Annotated in this window: 15 protein-coding genes; 3 read left to right on the top strand and 12 right to left on the bottom strand. The window is 70.1% G+C overall.

Annotated elements, in window-relative coordinates; genetic code table 11:
- Position 1 precedes the first annotated feature (1 nt).
- The 8 genes from EOD73_RS11810 to argS are packed head-to-tail and all read right to left on the bottom strand — an operon-like array spanning position 2 to position 8491.
- Positions 2 to 1258: an ABC transporter substrate-binding protein gene (locus tag EOD73_RS11810; protein ID WP_127683210.1), complete on the bottom strand. Its 1257-nt coding sequence runs from the start codon at positions 1256 to 1258 to the stop codon at positions 2 to 4.
- On the bottom strand, positions 1255 to 2529 hold the full coding sequence (locus EOD73_RS11805) for a THUMP domain-containing class I SAM-dependent RNA methyltransferase (protein ID WP_240660698.1): 1275 nt from the start codon (positions 2527 to 2529) through the stop codon (positions 1255 to 1257). Before EOD73_RS11805 ends, EOD73_RS11810 begins: the two co-directional genes overlap by 4 nt.
- Complete coding sequence (locus EOD73_RS11800) at positions 2526 to 4019, bottom strand: RNA polymerase factor sigma-54 (RefSeq protein WP_127683208.1); 1494 nt, start codon at positions 4017 to 4019, stop codon at positions 2526 to 2528. The genes EOD73_RS11805 and EOD73_RS11800 overlap by 4 nt, the downstream gene beginning before the upstream one ends.
- Positions 4020 to 4050: 31 nt before the next feature.
- Positions 4051 to 4803 (bottom strand): LPS export ABC transporter ATP-binding protein, encoded by a 753-nt coding sequence (gene lptB / locus EOD73_RS11795; RefSeq protein ID WP_127683207.1) that lies wholly within the window; start codon positions 4801 to 4803, stop codon positions 4051 to 4053.
- Positions 4800 to 5402, bottom strand: a complete 603-nt coding sequence (lptA, locus tag EOD73_RS11790) for a lipopolysaccharide transport periplasmic protein LptA (protein ID WP_127683206.1) — start codon at positions 5400 to 5402, stop codon at positions 4800 to 4802. Before lptA ends, lptB begins: the two co-directional genes overlap by 4 nt.
- A 14-nt stretch (positions 5403 to 5416) precedes the next feature.
- Positions 5417 to 6091, bottom strand: a complete 675-nt coding sequence (locus EOD73_RS11785; protein WP_164846052.1) for a thiol:disulfide interchange protein DsbA/DsbL — start codon at positions 6089 to 6091, stop codon at positions 5417 to 5419.
- A 34-nt stretch (positions 6092 to 6125) separates the two neighbouring features.
- Positions 6126 to 6764 (bottom strand): SPOR domain-containing protein, encoded by a 639-nt coding sequence (locus EOD73_RS11780; protein WP_127683204.1) that lies wholly within the window; start codon positions 6762 to 6764, stop codon positions 6126 to 6128.
- On the bottom strand, positions 6761 to 8491 hold the full coding sequence (gene argS / locus EOD73_RS11775) for an arginine--tRNA ligase (RefSeq protein WP_127683203.1): 1731 nt from the start codon (positions 8489 to 8491) through the stop codon (positions 6761 to 6763). Before argS ends, EOD73_RS11780 begins: the two co-directional genes overlap by 4 nt.
- A gap of 54 nt (positions 8492 to 8545) precedes the next feature.
- Here argS and EOD73_RS11770 point away from each other — a divergent pair, with 54 nt between their 5' ends.
- A complete protein-coding gene (locus tag EOD73_RS11770; RefSeq protein ID WP_127683202.1) occupies positions 8546 to 9946 on the top strand; it encodes a serine/threonine-protein kinase in 1401 nt (466 codons plus the stop codon).
- Position 9947: 1 nt separating this feature from the next.
- Here the strand turns inward: EOD73_RS11770 and EOD73_RS11765 are convergent, their stop codons facing one another.
- Positions 9948 to 11210, bottom strand: a complete 1263-nt coding sequence (locus tag EOD73_RS11765) for a methyl-accepting chemotaxis protein (RefSeq protein WP_164846051.1) — start codon at positions 11208 to 11210, stop codon at positions 9948 to 9950.
- Positions 11211 to 11547: 337 nt separating this feature from the next.
- Here EOD73_RS11765 and EOD73_RS11760 point away from each other — a divergent pair, with 337 nt between their 5' ends.
- Complete coding sequence (locus EOD73_RS11760; RefSeq protein WP_127683200.1) at positions 11548 to 11841, top strand: PsiF family protein; 294 nt, start codon at positions 11548 to 11550, stop codon at positions 11839 to 11841.
- A gap of 63 nt (positions 11842 to 11904) precedes the next feature.
- Here EOD73_RS11760 and EOD73_RS11755 read toward each other — a convergent pair whose 3' ends face one another.
- The 3 genes from EOD73_RS11755 to EOD73_RS11745 form a co-directional block, all read right to left on the bottom strand.
- The gene (locus tag EOD73_RS11755) at positions 11905 to 12402 is read right to left on the bottom strand and encodes an outer membrane beta-barrel protein (RefSeq protein ID WP_164846050.1); all 498 of its coding nucleotides are present in this window, start codon (positions 12400 to 12402) and stop codon (positions 11905 to 11907) included.
- A gap of 139 nt (positions 12403 to 12541) precedes the next feature.
- Positions 12542 to 13420: a DMT family transporter gene (locus tag EOD73_RS11750; protein WP_127683198.1), complete on the bottom strand. Its 879-nt coding sequence runs from the start codon at positions 13418 to 13420 to the stop codon at positions 12542 to 12544.
- Entirely contained in the window at positions 13417 to 14343 is a 927-nt protein-coding gene (locus EOD73_RS11745) for a LysR family transcriptional regulator (RefSeq protein WP_127683197.1), read from the bottom strand. Before EOD73_RS11745 ends, EOD73_RS11750 begins: the two co-directional genes overlap by 4 nt.
- Before the next feature lie 94 nt (positions 14344 to 14437).
- On the opposite strand from EOD73_RS11745, the gene EOD73_RS11740 reads away from it, so the two are divergent.
- Positions 14438 to 16618, top strand: coding sequence for a malate synthase G (locus tag EOD73_RS11740; protein WP_127683196.1), 2181 nt, complete (start codon positions 14438 to 14440; stop codon positions 16616 to 16618).
- The last annotated feature ends 270 nt before the right edge of the window (positions 16619 to 16888 follow it).

Below are 16888 nucleotides of genomic sequence, written 5' to 3'. Positions count from 1 at the left end.
CTCAGCCCGCGCCGGGGTAATGCCGCAGGCGCAGCGAGTCCAACTGCGCCAGCACCCGGTCCAGGCTTTGGGGCTGGGCCACGAAGCGCTGCAGCGCCACCATGGCCGGCCCCGAAAAGGCCGAGGGGGCGTCGCGGTCGAAGAACTGGGTGATGCCGCGGGCCTGCTGCAGGGCCTGGGCGCTGTCGCGCATCCAGTCCACAGTGGGCGCTGGCGCTTGCAGGTGCGGGGCCAGCATGCCCGTGCTTTCGTTGAAAGCACCTTGCACCTCGGCCTGAGCGACGTGGCGCAGCAGGGCCCGGGCCCCGGCCTTGTTGCTGGCGTGCTTGGGCATCACCAGGACGTCGAGCGGCGCTTCCTCCAAAGGGGGCTGCTTGGGGTCGAGCGCCGGGAAGGGGAACCAGCCCAAGTCGTCCCGGATCGCGCGCGGAAACTGCCCTGCCGCGAAGCCACCCATGAGCATCATGGCGCCGAGTTTGCGGCTGACGTAGGGCACGGCCTGCCGCCAGTCCAGTTCGGCACAGCGGGGGTGGAAGGCGCCCAGCTCCAGCAGCTGCCGCCAGGCCAGGAAGCTGGCGCGCACCCTGGGGTCGGTGTAGGGAATGGCCCCGCGCATCAGGGCGCCGTGGAACTCGCGCCCGTGCAGGCGAAGGTTGAACTGGTCGAACCAGCCGGCCACGGCCCAGCTGTCTTTGGCTCCGAGCATCAAGGGGGCCACGCCCAGGGCTTGCAGGCGCCGGCACAGGGCCAGGAACTCGGGCCAACTGCGCGGCGGCGTCACGCCCCATTGCGCGAAGGCGCTGCGGCGGTAGAAGAAGCCCCAGAGGTAGGTCGACAAGGGCAGGCCGTAGAGCTCGCCCTGCTCGGACGCTTCGGCCAACACCGCCGGCTGGAAGCCCCGGGCCCAGCCGTCGGCGCGGGCCAGGGCCCCCAAGGGTTCCAACTGGCCTTGGCGCACGAACTCCCGCAGGCGCTCGCCCGCGAACCAAAACATCACGTCCGCCGGCGCCGGTCGGGTCAGCAGCATCTGCGGCACGCGGGCCTTGTAGTCGGCCTGGTCCATTTCGAGGGGCTGCACCGCCCAAGACGGGTAGGCCGCCTGGAAGCCGTTGAGCACCCGCATGACGGCGTCGCGGTGCTCGCCCCCGGTCACGAGCCACAGCACGCGCAGCGGCACCGCGGGGGCCTGCCCCTGCGCCGAGCCCGCCCACGCGCCGCCTGCCCAAGCCAGGTGCTCGCGGCGACGCAGGCCCGTCACTTCTTGAGGCTCCCGGCCACCAGGTCGAAGCGGAACAGGCGGCACTCGATGGGCCCGTTCCACAGCGGCAGCTTGCGCGCCGGCTTCAGGCGCATGCGGCTGGGCAGCTCGCGGTCGGGGCTCAGCAGCCAGCCGGTCCAGCCCGCGGGGTGGGCGGTGTACTGGCGCTTCCAGTGGGCGGCCAGTTGGGTGAAGAAGTCCTCGCCCGCGTCGGCCGGCTGCTGCTGCGCGGTTTCGCGGCCGGCCTTGCCGGCCACGTCGATGCGCTCGCCGTAGGGCGGGTTCAGCATCAGCGTGCCGGGCAGGTCCTCGGGCAGCACGGGGGCCGGCCGTTCGAGTGCATCGCCGCCCTGCAGCTTGATGGCGTGGGCCACGCCGGCGCGCTCGGCGTTGCGCCGCGCGAAGTCGACCATGCGGAAGCTCACGTCGCTGGCGAAGACCGGCACGGTCGGCGCGTGCTCGGCCGCGCGCGCCTGCTGGCGCAACTGCTGCCACACGGTGCGCAGGTCTTGGTAGGGCAACTGCCGCTCGAAGGCGAAGCGGCGTTGGCCGCCAGCAGCGATGCCACAGGCGATCTGAGCGGCCTCGATGGCCAGGGTGCCGCTGCCGCAGCAGGGGTCGTTGAAGGCGCCGCCGGCCTCCGGCGTGCCGCGCCAGCCGGCGGCGGCCAGCATCGCGGCGGCCAGGGTTTCTTTGAGCGGCGCGTCGCCCGTGTCTTGGCGCCAGCCGCGCTTGAACAGGGGCTCGCCCGAGCTGTCGGCGTACAGGGTGGCCACCTCGGCCTCGAGGTGCAGGAACAGTGGCAGGTCGGGGTCGCGGGTGTCGACGCTGGGGCGCTCGCCCGTGCTTTCGCGCAGCGCGTCGCACACGGCGTCCTTCACTCGCAGGCCGGCGAAGTGCAGGCTTTGCAGCGAGGAGCCGCGCTGGCTCACGTCCACGCGCAGGGTTTGGGCCGGCGTGAGCCAGGCGTCCCAGGCCACGTCGTAGGCCAGCTCGTACAGATCGCGCTCGTCGCGGTAGGGGCCGTGGGCCAGCTCCACCAGCACGCGCGTGGCCAGGCGGCTGTGCAGGTTCAGGGCCATCACGTCGCGCAGGCGCGCGTCGATGACGGCCACGCCACCGCGTTGGGCCTCGACGCGCGGGCCGTTCAAGGCGCCGCCGAGCAGCGCGCGCACTTCGTCGGCCAGCAGGGGTTCGACGCCAGCGCCGCAGGGCAGGAACAGGCGTCCCCGGGGTTCGTGGGCGTCGGCGGTGTCGGGGGAGGAACTCAAGGGGCTTTGCGCAGGGGCGCGGTGGGGATCTTCATGCCCTCGCGGTACTTCGCGACGGTGCGGCGGGCGCATTGGATGCCCTGTTCTTCCAGCATGGCGGCCAGGGCGCTGTCCGACAAGGGCTTTTTCACGTCCTCGGCGGCGATGAACTGGCGGATGAGCGCGCGCACCGCGGTGCTGCTGGCCTCGCCGCCGGCCTCGGTGTTGAGGCCGGAGCCGAAGAAGAACTTTAGCTCGAAGGTGCCGTGCGGCGTGGCCATGTACTTCTGCGTGGTGACGCGGGAGATGGTGGACTCGTGCAGGCCCAGCTCCTCGGCGATCTCGCGCAGCACCAACGGGCGCATGGCCAGCTCGCCGTGGTTGAAGAAGCCGGTTTGCCGCTCGACGATGGCCTGCGACACGCGGGCGATGGTGTCGAAGCGCTGCTGGATGTTCTTGATGAACCAACGCGCCTCTTGCAACTGCCCCCCCAGGGGCGAGCCGCTCACGGCCCCCTTGGTCTGCTTCAGCGCGCGGGCATACATCTCGTTCACGCGCAGCTTGGGGCAGACCTCGGGGTTGATCACGGCGCGCCACTGGCGGCCCACGCGGCGCACCAGCACGTCGGGCACCACGGGCGTGTTGCTGTCCTGGCCGAAGGCGCGCCCCGGCTTGGGCTCCAGCGTGCCGATCAGGGCGTGCGCCGCCTTCAGCTCGGGCTCGTCGCTGTGCGTCAGTGCGCCCAGGCGCCGCCAGTCGCGCTTGGCCAGCAGGTCCAGGTACTTGGCGCACACCGTTTGCGCCAGGGTGTTCACCGGCGAGGGCGGCCGGCGGCGCAGCTGCAGTTGCAGGCATTCGCCCAAGCCCCGGGCGCCCACGCCCGCGGGGTCCATGCTCTGCAGCAGGGCCAGGCCCACTTGCAACTGCTCCAGCAGCTCCTCTTGCGCTTCGGGGTCCTCGCCGGCCAGGCTGAGCACCAGCTCGTCCAGCGGGTCGGCCAGGTAGCCGTCGCCATCCAGGGATTCGATCAGCAGCTCCACCGCAGCGCGGTCGATGGCGCTGAGCCGGCGGCCCACGAGCTGCTCGCGCAGGTGTTCGGTCAGCGACACCGGCGCGGCGTCGAAGTCGCGGCCCTCGTCGTCGCCGCCCTCGCCCACGGGGGCGTTGGCCGGCAGCTCGCGGATGCCGTCGAAGTCGTCGCCCTCGGTGCCGTTGGCCCAGTCCTCTTGCTCGGTCTTGCCGAAGTCCTCGCCGCTGAGCTCGGCGGCCTCGCCGCCGCTGGCCTCGTCGCGCTCTTCCCGCTCGGCCGTGCTGCTGGGCGGCAGCTCCGGCGCCGCCAGGGGCAGGTCGCCGTCGTCGGTGTCGGGCTCGAGCAGGGGGTTGGCGTCCAGCATCTGCTGGACCTCTTGCTGCAGCTCCAGCGTCGACAACTGCAGCAGCCGGATGGACTGCTGCAGCTGCGGCGTCAGCGACAGGTGCTGACTGTGGCGGAGCTGAAGGCTGGGCTTCATGCGGGATCGGTTCGCGACGCGGGCCCGGGGCCTACATCTTGAAGTGCTCGCCCAGGTAGACCTTGCGCACGTCGGGGTTGGCCACGATCTCGTCGGGACGCCCTTCGGCCAGGACCGCGCCTTCGCTGATGATGTAAGCGCGGTCGCAAATGCCCAGGGTCTCGCGCACGTTGTGGTCGGTGATCAGCACCCCGATGCCGCGTGCTTTGAGGAAGCCGATGATGCGTTGGATCTCCAGCACCGCGATCGGGTCCACACCGGCGAAAGGCTCGTCCAGCAGGATGAAGCGCGGCTGCGTGGCCAGCGCGCGGGCGATTTCCACGCGACGGCGTTCGCCGCCCGACAAGGCGGGCGCCGGTGAGTCGCGCAGCTTCTCGATGGACAACTCGCCCAGCAACTCGTCCAGCGCCGATTCGATGCGGTCGCGGGGCCAGGGCTTGCCGCGTTCGTCGAGCTGCAACTCCAGCACCGCGCGGACGTTGTCGGCCACCGTCAGCTTGCGAAAGATCGAAGCCTCTTGGGGCAGGTAGCTCAGACCGAGTCTTGCGCGCCGGTGGATGGGCAGGCCTTGCACGGCCTGGCCGTCGATGTGGATGCTGCCGGCGTCGGCCCGCACCAGGCCCACCACCATGTAGAAGGTCGTGGTTTTGCCGGCGCCATTGGGGCCGAGCAGCCCGACCACCTCGCCCGCGCTGACCGCCAGGTGCACGTCCTTGACGACCTTGCGAACGCCATAGCTCTTTTGGAGGCCCTGGGCCTCCAGGCGCGAGGGGGCGGCCGTCATCGTGGGGTCGCAGGCGGCGCCAGCGCGGGGGTGGTTTGCAGGGGCACGCCCGAGGCGCCGGCCGGTGCGCCGGCGGCGTCGCGCGGCATCATGATCACGCGCACCCGGCCGCCCGGTTGCGGCGCGGTCTGCCCGCCCTCCACCGCGAAGGTTTCGGCGCGGCTGCTGTAGACGATGACCGCCCCGGTCACCTCGTCGGCCACCTGGCCTTGGCGCAGCCGGCGCACGGTGGCGCCGCCGACGAAGCGCACCGTCTCGGCCGCGCTGTCGTACTCGATGCGTTCGGCCTGGCCGGCGATGCGCTCGCCGGGCACGTCGCGCGCCTGCTCGAAGCGCACGGGCTCCGTGGGCGCGCCTTGCGCCAACACGAAGACGCTGCCGTCGTCGCGCTGCTGCGCTTCCAGGCGGTTGGCACGCATCTGCAAGCTGCCTTGGGTCAGCAGCACCTTGCCGCTGAACTCGGTGCGCCGCGTTTGCGCGTTGAAGACGCCGCCGCCGTCGTTCTCGATGGCCAGGGGGCGCGTGCGGTCGCCCTGCGCGGCGTGGACCGCCGGGACGAACGGGGCCACCAGGGCCAGGCAGAGAACGAGGGGGCGCATGGGGCGTGGGGCCTTCAGGCCTTGATGCTGGCGATGAGTTGGTTGGCAATCGCGACGGCACGCTGCCCGCTGACGTCGGCGGGCACGCGCTCGCCATTGCGGGCCATCTCCGGCGAGGTCAGGTACAGGCCGCCGATGCCCAGCGTCGGCACGCCGTCGATGGTGTACGCGGCGGCCAGTTGGTTGGCGCTGTTGATGCGCGCGTTCACGCCGAAGGCGTTGAAGGTGGCGTTGAACTTGGCCGCGTCCAGGCCCAAGGGGCCGAGCAACTTGACCACGGCCTCGGGCGTGTCCAGCGGATTGCCTTGGCGGTGGATGGCCGTGAAGATCACCGAGCGGAATTGCTTCTCGACACCCATGGCGTCGAGCGCGAAGTACAGGCGCTGGTAGTGCTTGGTCACCGCCTGGAAGGCCACGTGCACGTGCTTGAACTCGACGTTCGCCGGCAGGGTCTTGATCCAGGGGCCCATCTGCGTCTCGAAATCGAAGCAGTGCGGGCAGGTGTACAGGAAGAACTCCAGCACCTCGATCTTGCCGGGCGTGCTGGCCAGGCGCTTGGGCAAGCGGCGGAAGTTGCGGCCTTCTTGCAAGGCGACGTTCTGCGCCGAGGCGTTGGGGCTCAGGCCGGCGGCCCCCACCAGGGCGGTGGCGGTGGCCAAGGTGGCGTGGCGGCGGTTCAGACGGGTCATGGTCACTCCGTGACGGTCGGGGGTGGGTAAGGGCTCAGCGCTGCGCGCGAACCAGGGCGGCCTCGAGGCCGGCGGCCTCGACATCGGCCTGCAATTTCTCGGCGTCGGCCTTGGCGTCGAAGGGGCCGATGCGCACGCGGTAGACGAGGCGGCCGTTGCTTTCCTTCTCGTACACCTTGGCGTTGAAGCCCTGCATGGCGAGCTTGGCCCGCTGCTGCTCGGCCTCGGCCGGCTGTTGGAAGGCGCCGGCCTGGACGAAGAACACCACGCCACCGGCCTCGGGCTTGGAGGCGGCCGCGGCCGGCGCGGGGGCCGGTGCGGCGGCGCTGGCCGCCGGCTTGGTCGCTGCGGCGGCCACCGGGGCCGTGGCCGTGGGGGCCGAAGCCACGGTGGGGGCCGGGGCCACCACGCCGCTGGCGCTCGTGGCGCGCGATTTGGCGTGGCCCGGGCTCAGCGGCGCGTTGGGGTTCCAGTCCTTGTTGGCCTTGGCCTCGGCCTCGTCCTGCTCGGCGCTGCGCTGCGGCACCTTGTCGACGAAGGGGATGGGCACCTTGGTCACGTACAGGGCCACGCCCAAGGCGATGGCCAGGCCCAGCAGCAGGCCCACGATCAAGCCCAGGCCGAAGCCGCCGCGTTGGTCGCCGGCGCCGCCGGGTTTCTTGTTGACGCTCATGCAGTTTCCTCGCTGGGCTCGGTGGCTTCGGGGTCGCGGTTCATTTGCTCTGGGGCGCTAACGCCGAGCACGCCCAGGGCGTTGGCAATCACTTGGCGGGTGGCGGTCAGCAGGGCCATGCGCGCGCCGCGCAAGGCCTCGTCGTCGACCAAGAAGCGCTCGGCCGCGTAGTAGCTGTGGAAGGCCCCGGCCAGGTCGCGCAAGTAGAAGGCCACGTCGTGCGGGCTCAATCCTTGTGCGGCGCGGCTCAACATGGCCGGGTACTCGGCCAGCAGGGTCATCAGCGCCAACTCGGTGGGGGCGGTGAGCAGGGCGGTGTCGGCCGCGCGCACGTCGCCCGTCCACTGGCGCAGCACCGAACAGATGCGCGCGTGGGCGTACTGCACGTAGAACACCGGGTTCTCGTCGTTGGCCTTCAGGGCCAAGTCGATGTCGAACACGAACTCCGTGTCGGCCTTGCGGCTGATCAGGAAGAAGCGCACCGCGTCGCGGCTGGTCCAGTCGATCAGGTCGCGCAGGGTCACGTACGAGCCGGCGCGCTTGGAGATCTTGACCTCTTCGCCGCCCTTCATCACCGTGACCATCTTGTGCAGCAGGTAGTCCGGGAAGCCCTGTGGGATGCCCAGGCCCTGTGCCTGCAGGCCGCCGCGCACGCGGGCGATGGTGCCGTGGTGGTCGGTGCCCTGGATGTTGATGCACTGCGTGAAGCCACGCTCGAACTTGTTGACGTGGTAGGCCACGTCGGGCACGAAGTAGGTGAATCCGCCCTCGCGCTTGCGCATCACGCGGTCTTGGTCGTCGCCGTACTCGGTCGAGCGGAACCACAGCGCGCCGTCCTTCTCGTAGGTGTGCCCGCCGTCCACCATGCGCTGCACGGCGGCCTCCAGGCGCCCGTTGGCGTAGACGCTGCTTTCCAGGAAGTAGTTGTCGAACTTGAGGCCGAAGGCCTGCAGGTCCAAGTCCTGCTCGTGGCGAAGGTAGGCCACGGCGAACTGGCGGATGCCGTCCAGGTCGTTCACGTCGCCGCTGGCGGTGAACGCCCGGTCGTCGGCCGTGACGGTTTCCTGGCGCAAGAAGGCGTCTGCGATGTCTTGGATGTAGTCGCCGTTGTAGAAGCCCTTGCTCTCGGGGTTCTCCGGGTCGGTGGGCCAGCAGGCGTCGCCCGGCTTGAAGCCCTGCAAGCGCAACTGGGTGCTGCGCGCCAGCGTGGCGATCTGCACGCCGGCGTCGTTGTAATAAAACTCGCGGGTGACCTGGTGGCCCTGCGTGGCCAGCAGGCTGCACACGGCGTCGCCCAGCGCGGCTTGGCGGGCGTGGCCCACGTGCAAGGGACCGGTGGGGTTGGCGGAGACGAACTCCACCAGCACGCGGCGCGCGGTCGGCGCTTGGTGGCCGAAAGCGGCGCCGCCCGACAACACCTCGCCCACCACGGCCTGCTTGGCAGCGGGCTTCAGGCGCAGGTTGATGAAACCGGGGCCGGCGATTTCCACCGAGGCAACCCATTGCTGCACCGCGGGCTGGGCCTCCAAGGCGGTCACCAGCTGGGTGGCCAGTTCGCGGGGGTTCTTTTTCAGGCTGCGGGCCAGGCCCATGGCCGCCGTGATGGCCAGGTCGCCATGGCTGGCTTGCTTGGGCTGCTCGAAGGCGGCAGCCGGGGGGGCTTCGGGGGCGATCTCGCGCAAGGCGGCGGCCAACGCGTCGAGCAGGGCCTGGGTGGCATGAATCATGCTGGGCATTCTATGGAGGGCGGCGTGCCGCCTTTGGTGGCAGGATGGACGCCCATGCCCAGCGATCCCACCGCCACCGACGCGCTGCCTTCCAGCGGCTTTGCGCCCAGCACCACGCTGCCGGAGCTGGAGCTGCCGGCGTACGTCGGTCGCTACAAGGTGACCCGCCGTCTCGGCGAGGGCGCCACCAGCGACGTGTACCTGTGCCACGACCCGGTGTCTGGGCAGGACGTGGCCGTCAAGCGCGTGCGAACTTGGCGCGACACCAGCCGCAGCGCCGACGGGGCGGTGAACATGCGGGACCACTTCTTCACCGCCGAGGCCAGCTTGGCCGGTCGCCTGCAGCATCCCAACGTCGTGCGCATCCTCGACGCGGTGTTCGACGCCGAGGCGCCCTTCCTGGTGATGGAATTCGTGCCCGGCGTCACGCTGAAGCACTTCTGCCGGGCCGACCGCCTGCTGCCCCTGGACCAGATCGTCGAACTCGGCTTCAAGTGCGGCATGGCCCTGGACTACTGTTTCCGCCACGGGGTGATCCACCGCGACGTCAAGCCCGCCAACCTGCTGGCCGTACTCGACGAGTACGGTCAGGTGGTGGACGTCAAAGTCACCGACTTCGGGTCGGCCTTGCACCTCGACAGCGAGCAGACCCAGGTGCACCGCGTGGGCAGCCTGGCCTACATGCCGCCCGAGCAGTTGGACGGTGGCGACATCGACGCCCGCGCCGACCAGTACGCGCTGGGCGCGGTGCTCTACCACCTCATCAGTGGCCGCGCGCCCTTCGAGGCGCCCAGCCAGATTGCGCTGATGAACCAGATCTACCACCAGGCCCCCAAGCCCTTGATCGAGTTGCGGGAGGGCGTGGGCATGGAGCTCGATGGCGTGATCCAGCGCGCCCTGTCCAAGCGCCCCGAAGACCGCTTCACCGACTGGGCCGAGTTCTCCAAGGCCCTGGCCGACTTGGTCGCCAAGCAACTCATCCCCTTGGCCCGCTTCACCGAGGTGAAGGACTCCGAGCGCTTCAACCTGCTGCGCTCGCTCGAGTTTTTCAAGGACTTCGGCGACATCGAGTTGTGGGAAGTGGTGCGCCGCGCCCGCTGGCGTCGCTACCCGCTGGGGCATCACATCTACAAGCGCGGCCACGAGGGCAACAGCGTGCACATCCTGGCCGTGGGCCGGGTGGAGGTCGTGCGCGACGGCAAGGTGGTGGCCACGCTGGGCGCGGGCACTTCGGTGGGTGAGATGGCCTACCTCGCGCCCAACCCTGAGATGCGCAAGCACAGCACCGACATCCGCGTCGTGGACGTCTGCACCACGGTGTCATTCACGCCGGCCTTGCTGGGCTCGCTGTCGGCCGAAACCCAGCACCGCTTCGACCGCGCCTTCATCGGCGTGCTGGTGCGCCGCCTGCATGCGGCGCACGACCAACTGGCGCATCCGCGCCGCATCCTCTGAGTCAGAACTTGTAGGCCAGCCGCAGGCCGCCCCAGTGGCGGCCCTGCACGGTGATGGGCGCCGCGCACTCCTTGAGCACCATGGTCTTGCCGCCGCCCAGGTCACGGCGGTAGGTTTGCAGCAGGAAGGGGCGGGTGTTGCGGGCGCTGGCCAGGCCCGTGCGGTCGTTGAAGATCCGTCGCCAGCGGCTGTGGGCCGCGTTCCAAACCGGGTCGTCGGGTCGCTGGGCGTGGCTCACGGCGCGGTTGTGCATGGGCACGTAGCCGTTGCGGTCCACGGCGATGCAAAACACCACCTTGTCGCTCAGTGTCAAGGCCGCCTCTTGCACGTCCGGGAAGCAGCGCTCGGCCAAGGCGCTGAAGTCGGTCAGGAACTGCGCCGGGTCCGTCCCCGCCTGGGGGCGGTAGGTGCTGTCGAACAAGGCCGGCAGTGCAATCTCGCCGCGCTGCAAGGCCGACTCGAGGCGCTGGGCAATCTCGCGCGCGCAGCGTTGGGCGGCGCGGATGTAAGGGCTGTCGTCGGTTTCGACGCCGGTTTCGGCGATGGTGTCGATGAGCTGCTCGCTCATGGTCAAAAAGCCATCGGCGTGCCGCACGGCTTGCGCCAAGCCGCCCAGCGTGCCGCCGAGCTGCGATTGCAGAGCGTGGGCTTGCGCGTCCAAGGCCTGCGTGACGGCGGCCGAGCTTTGGGCGGCCGCGGCCATGGCGGCCACGTCCTGCTGGATGGCGGCCATGGCCCCGTGGATGCCAGCGCTCGGTGCGCCCGCCTGGGCATCGGGCTGCAACTCGGCGCGCAAGCGCTCGATGCGGGCGTCGAGTTGCTGCACCGAGTTCACGATGGCCTTGCTCGTGGATTCAACGCGACCGGCCAGGTCCTTCACCGCGTCGGCCACCACGGCGAAGCCGCGCCCAGCCTCGCCCGCGCGCTTGGCTTCCACCGTGGCGTTGAAGGCCACCAGCCGGGTGTTCAGCGCCACCTGCGTGATGTCTTGGGCCGCTTCGCTGACCTGGCGCAGGCTGCTGGCGATGTCGTGCACCTCGGCCCCCAACTGCTGCAGCGCCAGGGCCGCGCTGTGCGCCGTTTGCCTGCTGTGGGCCGTGCTGTCTTGGATGCGCGATTGCGCTTGGGCGACTTGGGCCAAGGACGCCGCCAAGGCGTCCAGGGCTTGGTGTTGGTTCTCCACGGCCTTGTGCGTGTCGTCCAGCACCCCGCGCACCTCGGCCGCCCCCTGCCCCAAGGAGGAAGCCGAGCGGCCCAGGGCCACCCACACCGCTGGCGACGGCGCCGAAGGGCTCGACCGGCGTTGGTCGTCCGACGCCTCAGAGGCGGTGTCGCCTCCCGAGGGGGTCCGGCTCCAGGGGAATGGCATCTGACACGTCCCTTTGCTCGATGGGGTCGCCCTGAGGGAGGGCCACCGATGCGGCAGTGTTGGTCCAATCGCGTCGCTTGTGCCCCGGGGCAAGCCCGATGGCCCAGCCCCCAAAAGGGGGAACCCCCTCCAGGCGGGCGTTTCGAAGCGTAAAGCCCTGGCGGCGCCGGGGTCATGCCCCTAGCATCGGCGCCGTGGTCCCCCCACTCAACCCTTGAACCAGGAGAGCGACATGAAGACGACGATCGTGGCGGTGCTGATGACGGTGGCGGCGGTCTGGGCAGCGCCCCAGGCTTGGGCCGGTCCGCAGCAAGAAAAAATGAAGATGTGCAATGCCGAGGCCAAGGACAAGAACCTGGCCGGCGACGAGCGCAAGGCCCACATGAAGCAATGCTTGTCGGCCAAGCCGGTGGACAAGAAGGCCGCCCAGCAAGAAAAGATGAAGACCTGCAACGCCGACGCCAAGACCAAGAACCTGGCCGGCGACGATCGCAAGAAGTTCATGAAAGAGTGCCTGTCGGCCTGAGCCGCACCGGCCCATGAAAAAAGCCCGCCGAGGCGGGCTTTTTCTTTGGGGCTGACCGGTCGATCAGAAGCCGAACTTCACGGCGAACAGCAGCGAGCTCGTGTCGCTGGCGGGCTTCTGGTACTCGAAGCGGCCCGACACGTTGCTCGTGAAGCTGTACTCGGCGCCCACGCCGAACAGCGCCTTGCTGTCCGAGCTGCTGGCCGAAGCCACGCCGGCGCTGGCCTTGGCCTTCAGGCGGTTGTAGCCCAGGCGGCCAAACAGCGAGAAGTCTTTGCTCAGGGGCAGGTAGCCGAGGACGGAGGCCTGCAGGGCGGTGCCCTTGATCTTGACCGGGGTGCCGAAATCGCGGGTCGTTTCGTTGAACAGCTGGCGGTAGCCCAGTTCAACGGCGACCGAATCGCTGAAGCGGTAGCCGCCGAACAGGCCCAGGCCGTTGCCGCTGAGGTCGGAATCGGACACCTTGGTGTGGCCGTAGTCGAGGCCGAACACGGCGCCTTCGTTGGCCATGGCGGGGGCCGACAGCAGCGCGGCCAGCAGCAGGGGGGCAAACTTTTTCATGGAACTCCCTTGAAATGTTGGTGAGGACGGTGGCGCCGCCGAGGCAGTGCCGGCGCGCATTCTGAAAGGGGCGGGAAGGCCGCCAGGCCCTGTTGCGCAAGACCGACAGGCTCCCCGCCCGTCTGGGGGATGCCCTTGGTCACGCACCGGCCAGCAGGGCCACCCCGGCGGCGATGCACAGGGCCCCGAGCCCCCGCGCCCAGCGGTCGCCCTCTTGCAGCAGGTGCCCGCCCAGCAGGGCGGCGAACAGCATCGAGCACTCGCGCGCCGGCGCCACGGCCGACAGCGGCGCCGATTGCAAGGCCCACAGCACCAGGATGTAGCCGGCCGGCGCCAGCGTGCCCACGATCAGCACCGAGCGCCAGGTGTCGCGCCAGGTGCTGGCCAGGGTGCCCGCGGGCTTGCGGGCCAGCGCCGGCAGCAGCAGCGGCAGGCGCAGCAGGTTGCCGAAGTAGTCCACCAGCAGTGGGCTGAGCAGCAGCACCTTCACCGCGTAGGCGTCGATGACCGTGTAGCTGGCGATCAGGGCCCCGGTGAGGACACCCCAGCGCAGACCCGCCCGCACCGGCGCCGTCAGCGGCCGGCGGCGCAGCAGGCCGGTGAGCAGGGCCATGCCCAGCACGATGGTGGCCAGGCCCGCCCAGCCCCAGCCCGAGGGGCGCTCGCCCAGCAGCAGCACGGCGGTCATCGTCGTCCATAGCGGGCCACTCCCGCGGGCCATGGGGTAGACCACGGTCAGGTCGGCCACGCGGTAGCCGGTGAGCAGGCTGCTGAAGTAGAGGAGGTGCACCGCGCCGCTGGCCATCACCAAGGCCCAGGCCTGCCAACCCCAGTGCGGCAACTCGGCCCTGCCCCACCACAGCGCGGCCGGCGCCCACAGCAGCACCACGGCCCCGGCGGTCAAGGCCTGGAAGGCGACGGCGTCGCCCTCGCCGCGGCGGGCGTGCTTGGCCGCCACGTTCCACAGCGCGTGCAGCAGCGCGGCGGCCAGCACCGCCGCCAGCGCGTTGGCGTTCACCCGCCCACCCGCATCCAGTACTCGCTGCGCGCGTAGTGGCGCTTCAAGTGCTCGATCCACAGGCGCACGCGCAAGGGTTGGTGCGCGCGCTGCGCGTAAACGGCGTAGACCCCGTTGGGCGGCGCGGCGAAGGCGTCCAGCACGCTGACCAGGCGGCCCGACTGCAGGTCGCCCGCCACCTCCCAGGTGCTGCGCCAGGCCAGGCCCAGGCCTTGCAGGCACCAGTCGTGCAGCACTTGGCCGTCGGTGCAGTCCAGGCGCCCGCCGCTGCGGTCGCTCCGGCGGTGGTGCACCACCTTGCCGTCGACCTGGAAGGCCCAGCCGCGGGTTTGGCTGGCCTCGCTGCTCAGCATCAGGCAGTGGTGGCGCGCCAGGTCGCTGGGGTGCTGGGGCGTGCCAGCGCGCTTCAGGTACTCGGGCGTGGCCACGACGAGGCGGCGGTTGTCGGCCAGGCGCTGGCTCACCAGGCTGGAGTCGGGCAGGTCGCCCACGCGCACGGCGCAGTCGAAGCCCTCGTTCACCAGGTCGATCACGCGGTCCGACAGGTTCAGGCTCAGGCTCAGGCCGGGGTGCTCGGCCAGGAAGCCGGGCACCAAGGGGGCCACGTGCCGGCGCCCAAAGCCGGCGGGGGCCGTCACGCGCAAATGGCCTTTGGCTTGCACACTGCCGGCGCTCACGGCGCCCTCGGCCGCCGCCCACTCGGCCAGCAGGCGCTGGGCGTCTTCCAGAAAGGCCTGGCCCTCGGGCGTCAGCGTCAGCTTGCGCGTGGTGCGGCGCATCAAGAGCACGCCCAGGCGGGCCTCGAGCGCGTCCATGCGCCGGCCCACCACCGCGGGGGCGATGCCCTCCAGCGCGGCCGCGGCCGTCAGGCTGCCTTTGGTGGCCACGGCCACGAAGGTTTCGAGCTGCTTGAACTTATCCATGACTTTTTTGCACGAATGATTCGCTCAGACTGCGTGAATCCTAAGCCTGTGCACGCCTAAATTGGCGCCATCCCGTGTTGTTCAGGAGTTCGCCATGGCCTTCGTGTCCGTCCACCGCTTGCAAGTCGCCGCCTCGCTGCACCGCTTTGTCAACGAAGAAGTGCTGCCCGGCACGGGCGTCAGCCCCGAGGCCTACTGGGCCGGTTTCGACCAAATCGCCCACGACCTGGCGCCGCGCAATGCCGCGCTGCTGGCCGAACGCGACCGCCTGCAAACCGAACTGGACGCTTGGCACCGCGCCCACCCGGGGCCCATCGCCGACATGCCGGCCTACCAGGCCTTCTTGACGCAGATCGGTTACCTGCAGCCCGAGCCCACCGATCCCCAGGCCACCACCGCCAACGTCGACGCCGAGTTGGCCCTGCAGGCCGGCGCCCAGCTCGTGGTGCCGGTGATGAACGCCCGCTATGCGCTGAACGCCGCCAACGCCCGCTGGGGCAGCCTGTACGACGCGCTCTACGGCACCGACGCCATCCCCGAGAGCGAGGGCCGCGAGCGCGCGGGCAAGTACAACCCGGTCCGCGGCGCGGCGGTCATCGCCTTCGCCCGCCAGTTCCTCGACGAAGCCGCCCCCCTGGCTGGCGGCAGCCACGCCGACGCCAAGGGCTACCGCGTGGTGAACGGCGCCCTGGTGGTGGACGGTGTGGGCGCCTTGAAGGACCCGGCCCAGTTCGCCGGCCACCAAGGCGCGGCCGACGCGCCCAGCGCCGTGCTGCTGAATCACCACGGCCTGCACTTCGAAATCCAGATCAACCGCAACAGCCCCATCGGCGCGCAAGACGCCGCCGGCGTGGCCGACGTGCTGGTGGAAGCGGCGCTGTCCACCATCCTGGACCTGGAAGACTCCGTCGCCGCCGTGGACGCCGACGACAAGATCGTGGCCTACCGCAACTACCTCGGCATCCTCAAAGGCACGCTGAGCGAGACCCTGGACAAGGGCGGCCGCACCATCACCCGCACCCTGAACCCCGACCGCCGCTACACCGCGCCAAATGGCGGCGAGCTGACGCTGCCGGGCCGCTCGCTGCTCTTTGTGCGCAACGTCGGCCACCTGATGACCAACCCGGCGGTGCGCTTGGGCAGCGGCGGCGAGATCCCCGAAGGCATCCTCGACGCGCTGGTCACCGTCACCATCGCCCTGCACGACCTCAAGGGCAGTGGCCCCTTCAAGAACAGCCGCCAAGGCAGCGTCTACATCGTCAAGCCCAAGATGCACGGCCCCACCGAGGTGGCCTTCGCCTGCGAGCTGTTCGGTCGCGTGGAGCAGTTGCTCGGCCTGCCCGACAGCACCGTCAAGCTGGGCATCATGGACGAGGAGCGCCGCACCAGCGCCAACCTGGCCGCCTGCATCGCCGCGGCGCGCTCGCGCGTGGCCTTCATCAACACCGGCTTCCTCGACCGCACCGGCGACGAGATGCACACCGCCATGCACGCCGGCCCCATGCTGCGCAAGGCCGACATGAAGGCCTCCAGCTGGATCCAGGCCTACGAGAAGCTCAACGTGCTGCGCGGCCTGCACGGCGCCTTGCGCGGTCGCGCCCAGATCGGCAAGGGCATGTGGGCCATGCCCGACCTGATGGCCGCGATGCTCGAGCAAAAGATCGCCCACCCCAAGGCCGGCGCCAACACCGCTTGGGTGCCCAGCCCCACGGCCGCCACCCTGCACGCGCTGCACTACCACCGCGTGGACGTGGCCGCCGTGCAGCGTGACTTGGAAGCGCAAACGCCCGACTGGGCCGCGCTGCGCGACGCCCTGCTCACCATCCCCGTGGCGCCGAATGACGTGGTGGTCGCCTGGACGCCCGAGCAGCGCCAGCAAGAGCTCGACAACAACGTCCAGGGCATCCTCGGTTACGTGGTGCGCTGGGTCGAACAGGGCGTGGGCTGCAGCAAGGTGCCCGACATCCACGGCGTCGGCCTGATGGAAGACCGGGCCACGCTGCGCATCAGCAGCCAGCACATCGCCAACTGGCTGCTGCACGGGGTGGTGAGCGAGGCCCAGGTGCGCGCCACCTTTGCGCGCATGGCCGCGGTCGTGGACCAGCAGAACGCCGGCGACCCGGCCTACACGCCCATGGCCCCACGCATCGGCACGGCCTCGCCCAGCCCGGCTTACCAGGCGGCGTTGGACCTGGTGTTCCAGGGCCTGGCCCAGCCCAGCGGCTACACCGAGCCCTTGCTGCACGCCTGGCGCCTGCGGGTCAAGGTGGGCTGAACGAGCCCGATCGGGTGTTTTTGAGCGACGAAGCCCGGCAATGCCGGGCTTTGCTGCATTTGGAGGGGCGGCCAGGGGTCCGCGAGGCAGGGGTCTGGGCTGTCAAGCGGGAGGGTGTGAATCCTTGAGTCGCTTGGGGGCTTGGGCCATCGACCGTGGTGCGATGTTGTTTTTGAGTCACGGCCGTCCAGGGCTTGGCGCCCGCTGGGAGCCTTCGTTGGCCGGATATCTCGCTTTGATTTCAAGCACTTAGCGTCAACCCTAGGCCCA

Source organism: Inhella crocodyli (genome assembly GCF_004004565.1).
In the GTDB taxonomy this organism is placed as follows: Bacteria; Pseudomonadota; Gammaproteobacteria; order Burkholderiales; family Burkholderiaceae_C; genus Inhella; species Inhella crocodyli.
This window is presented reverse-complemented; position numbering and strand designations above follow the sequence as displayed.

What these genes read in the sequence shown, in the direction of transcription:
- EOD73_RS11800 (WP_127683208.1), bottom strand. Translation starts at nt 4,019, where the DNA reads ATGAAGCCCAGCCTTCAGCTCCGCCACAGTCAGCACCTGTCGCTGACG.
- lptB (WP_127683207.1), bottom strand. Translation starts at nt 4,803, where the DNA reads ATGACGGCCGCCCCCTCGCGCCTGGAGGCCCAGGGCCTCCAAAAGAGC.
- lptA (WP_127683206.1), bottom strand. Translation starts at nt 5,402, where the DNA reads ATGCGCCCCCTCGTTCTCTGCCTGGCCCTGGTGGCCCCGTTCGTCCCG.
- EOD73_RS11785 (WP_164846052.1), bottom strand. Translation starts at nt 6,091, where the DNA reads ATGACCCGTCTGAACCGCCGCCACGCCACCTTGGCCACCGCCACCGCC.
- EOD73_RS11780 (WP_127683204.1), bottom strand. Translation starts at nt 6,764, where the DNA reads ATGAGCGTCAACAAGAAACCCGGCGGCGCCGGCGACCAACGCGGCGGC.
- argS (WP_127683203.1), bottom strand. Translation starts at nt 8,491, where the DNA reads ATGATTCATGCCACCCAGGCCCTGCTCGACGCGTTGGCCGCCGCCTTG.
- EOD73_RS11770 (WP_127683202.1), top strand. Translation starts at nt 8,546, where the DNA reads ATGCCCAGCGATCCCACCGCCACCGACGCGCTGCCTTCCAGCGGCTTT.
- EOD73_RS11760 (WP_127683200.1), top strand. Translation starts at nt 11,548, where the DNA reads ATGAAGACGACGATCGTGGCGGTGCTGATGACGGTGGCGGCGGTCTGG.
- EOD73_RS11755 (WP_164846050.1), bottom strand. Translation starts at nt 12,402, where the DNA reads ATGAAAAAGTTTGCCCCCCTGCTGCTGGCCGCGCTGCTGTCGGCCCCC.
- EOD73_RS11745 (WP_127683197.1), bottom strand. Translation starts at nt 14,343, where the DNA reads ATGGATAAGTTCAAGCAGCTCGAAACCTTCGTGGCCGTGGCCACCAAA.
- EOD73_RS11740 (WP_127683196.1), top strand. Translation starts at nt 14,438, where the DNA reads ATGGCCTTCGTGTCCGTCCACCGCTTGCAAGTCGCCGCCTCGCTGCAC.